A 3,023-nucleotide genomic window follows, 5' to 3' on the forward strand; every position below is an offset into this window, starting at 1 on the left:
GCTCTGCTATTTCCAGAATTTTTAGCCCAAAGCGCTTCTTAGTATTTCATTATGCTTTTATTAGATGCGTTTGCCCTGGGAGTCAGATTCGCCAATCCCTGATGGATGGCAGCTATCAACCCCGCCCTGTGCGGCGAGTGGTGATTCCCAAGCCGCACGGTAAGGGAGAAAGAAAGTTGGGTGTGCCCTGTGTTGTAGACCGGGTAATCCAGCAAGCCCCGAACGCAAGTGCTCACTCCCATCTTTGACCCAGAGTTTTCTGAGTCAAGTTTTGGCAGCCGACCGAAACGCTCGGCTCACGGAGCAATCCGGCAGGTAAAGACAATCATCAAACGGGGTCTCGGTATGCGGTTGACCTAGATCTAGAGAAATTCTTTGATACTGTTAACCACGATGTACTGATGTCCCGAATTGCCCGAAAAGTGACTGATCAGGTGCTTTTGGCTTTGATTGGTCGTTACCTACGAGCAGGCGTATTGGTTGGGAGCACAGTTGAGCCAACGGATTGGGGGACACCGCAAGGATCTCCCATGTCCCCGTTACTTTCCAATATCCTGTTGGATGATTTGGACAAGGAGCTAGAAGCACTCTTGACATCGTTTTGCCAGGTATATGGATGACTTGGTAATCCTAGTCAGAAGCAGACGGGCAGGGCGACGGGTGATGGCTAAGATTAGTCGCTACCTGTCTCAAAAGCTGAAGCTCAAGGTCAATCGTCAGAAAAGCCGAGTGGTCAAGATTGAAGAACTGAATTACCTGGGGTTTACCTTCCGGGGCATTCGGATCTTCGTCAGCGCTCCAGCCATGAAAGATTTCCAGCACCGATTGCGCGGTTTAACGTCACGCAGTTGGGGAGTTTCGATGGCAGAACGCTTCGAGCGATTAAACCGATACTTGCGGGGGTGGATCAACAAATATCGGCATTTCCCAACATTACACGCCCATCGAGGAGCTAGATAAATGGTTAAGGCGACGAACACGGATGTGTTACTGGAAACAGTGGCGCAGACCGAGAACGCGCATTGCCAATCTGCTCAAACTTGGGACGAGTCAGCGTCATGCGATTTTGACGGGCATTAGTCGCAAGGGCTATTGGCGGTTGTCAAAGACGTTGGCAACGCAAACGGGAATGACGAATGAGTGGTTGGAACAACAGGGATTGTTATCGATCCGTCAACTCTGGATGAGAGTTCAGGGTTACGCCTAAACCATCAGTGTTGTTTGCGCGTCTTCATGAACCGCCCCGAAGCGGAACCGCATGATGGGTGGTGTGGGAGGGAAGGGTTAAATGCCCTTCTCGACTCGATTGCCGTCTCATTGACTTGCTCCTTGCCCCCTCTACTGTCCACGCCCCGGTTTACAATCTGCAAAACCCAACGCCTCTGTATCCAGAAAACTAGCGATCGCCATCTCAACTACTGCTTCAATAGGATATTCAATTTCAGCCGCACGAGCAATTAAAGCAACACGAATTCGCTCAGGTAAGCGTCCTAAGATGGCTTCAGCATCAGCAGGAGAAAGCTGTTCTTGAAGTTTGGCTTGCATAACTTTACATCTCCGTCGGAATTTGCACGTTGTAAGGCGGCTCTGTGGCTCTTAGAATAATCGCTTCTAGCTCCAATAATAACGCAGGGCTTTCCCAGTGCAAAATCAACTGTATCGCAATCCGCACATCTTCATCGTCATATTTATCGAGCCATGCCCACAGAAAAGCTTTATGCCCGCTACTGAAACGACCCCGCAAGCTTTTAGTTTTGCCGATGTAGAGTAATCCGTCAGTCCTGTGTCTGATTGCGTAAATGCCAGGACGAGGAGGAATATTCTCAAACCCGCGACTCAAGGGCTGACATTGCTCAAACGGAATGAAGGCGATCGCGTCTAGAATCCTGCGGGCTTGGATTTGCAGGTCAGAATCGTTCGTTGGCATGAAAGTAAAAAAGGGAGTTGCACAGAAGCCATGCTCTCACAAATTCTGCACATTCATAGTTTCTGCCGCATCTCGATCTGAAAAGCTTCAAACCCTAAATGGAAGCGTATCAAATTAATGTGAAAATTGCCGGTGATACAGCAACACTAAAGTAGTAAGAATTGCCTCTCGCCAACTTTCTAAGGGCTAAAATCAGCCGAACGAAATTGCTCCAGCGTTTTCAATCAGCACTAAGTATTACTTCTAGATCTAGGGAAAGCTTAGCGCAATAATGTTATTTTACATTAATCTGATACGCTTCCATTGCGATATCTTTTGATTCCATCACGCACTCGAAACCTCCAGTTCATTACTGCGTCAATCGCAGAACTGGAGGTGACAGAGTAGCTACCAGAAAGAGTGCTTGCTGTATACTTATCGCCGTCTTTCTTGACTACTAGTTGGAAGAGGATTTCGGAGTTATTACTCATGCGTATGCCGGCTGTTCTGGCTTTAGTAACAAAGCGCGAATGCCCAATGCACTCAGTTTCTTAAATTTTTTCAGCAATAGATCCTGTCGCACCCGATGCATTTGGAGTAAAACTTGACGAAATTGAGTTAGCAAGCAAGGTAACCATAACGGAATATCATAGCTTATGCAGAGATTTGCTGTTCTCGTTCATATTTTTCTATGACTGCTTGTCGAACCCAATCACTTAGCTCATTACCAGCTAGTTTTCGCACAGCTTCATCTACGTCCACTGGCAGTCTAACACCGATGACTTTCTTCGCCAGTGGTTTTGAGTTGAGGGAACAAAATTTCCCGTTTTCGTCGTGATGCAGCTGTTTCATGACTTGATTTTAGCATTTTGTTAACACGACGCAAGCCACTTTTGCCACCAAAAATAAAAGCTCTAAAACCCTTGACTTTGACGTGTTAACACGGTAAACTAGACAGTGGGATGAATTACAAGTTAAAAGGCGATGGCTAACGTCCTGAGAAAACCTCAGCCAATCGCCTTACCTTTCCATTACAGAAAAGGAAGATTTATTATGGCATATCTTACCGCACCGGATGCAATCAGTGCGAAGCAGTCGTATCGCTACTACGTCGATT

The 3,023-nt window shown here is 47.1% G+C and carries 5 protein-coding genes and 2 pseudogenes; 4 read left to right on the plus strand and 3 right to left on the minus strand.

Translation table 11 applies throughout. The features are described 5' to 3' along the window. The 4 genes and pseudogenes from DSM107010_RS40995 to DSM107010_RS40825 all read left to right on the plus strand — a co-directional run. Nucleotides 1-248 (plus strand): annotated as a pseudogene (locus DSM107010_RS40995) (hypothetical protein); the annotation flags it as partial. Nucleotides 249-383: 135 nt separating this feature from the next. Beyond that, a pseudogene (locus DSM107010_RS42760) lies at nucleotides 384-711 on the plus strand (reverse transcriptase domain-containing protein); the annotation flags it as partial. A 150-nt stretch (nucleotides 712-861) separates the two neighbouring features. Beyond that, nucleotides 862-960: a group II intron maturase-specific domain-containing protein gene (locus DSM107010_RS43485; protein ID WP_241994499.1), complete on the plus strand. Its 99-nt coding sequence runs from the start codon at nucleotides 862-864 to the stop codon at nucleotides 958-960. 22 nt (nucleotides 961-982) lie between these two features. Then, a complete protein-coding gene (locus DSM107010_RS40825) occupies nucleotides 983-1,207 on the plus strand; it encodes a hypothetical protein (protein ID WP_199756050.1) in 225 nt (74 codons plus the stop codon). Nucleotides 1,208-1,338: 131 nt separating this feature from the next. On the opposite strand, the gene DSM107010_RS37465 is transcribed toward DSM107010_RS40825, so the two are convergent. The 3 genes from DSM107010_RS37465 to DSM107010_RS37475 all read right to left on the minus strand — a co-directional run bounded on the left by DSM107010_RS37465 (nucleotide 1,339) and on the right by DSM107010_RS37475 (nucleotide 2,758). Beyond that, nucleotides 1,339-1,545 carry a hypothetical protein gene (locus tag DSM107010_RS37465; protein WP_106169160.1) on the minus strand — a complete coding sequence of 69 codons (207 nt, stop codon included), beginning with the start codon at nucleotides 1,543-1,545 and terminating at the stop codon, nucleotides 1,339-1,341. A gap of 4 nt (nucleotides 1,546-1,549) precedes the next feature. Continuing rightward, nucleotides 1,550-1,927: a GIY-YIG nuclease family protein gene (locus DSM107010_RS37470; protein WP_106169159.1), complete on the minus strand. Its 378-nt coding sequence runs from the start codon at nucleotides 1,925-1,927 to the stop codon at nucleotides 1,550-1,552. Between the two features lie 633 nt (nucleotides 1,928-2,560). Further along, entirely contained in the window at nucleotides 2,561-2,758 is a 198-nt protein-coding gene (locus DSM107010_RS37475; RefSeq protein ID WP_106169158.1) for a hypothetical protein, read from the minus strand. Nucleotides 2,759-3,023 lie beyond the last annotated feature (265 nt).

The sequence above is a fragment of the Chroococcidiopsis cubana SAG 39.79 genome (assembly GCF_003991895.1).
GTDB classification, from domain to species: Bacteria; Cyanobacteriota; Cyanobacteriia; order Cyanobacteriales; family Chroococcidiopsidaceae; genus Chroococcidiopsis; species Chroococcidiopsis thermalis.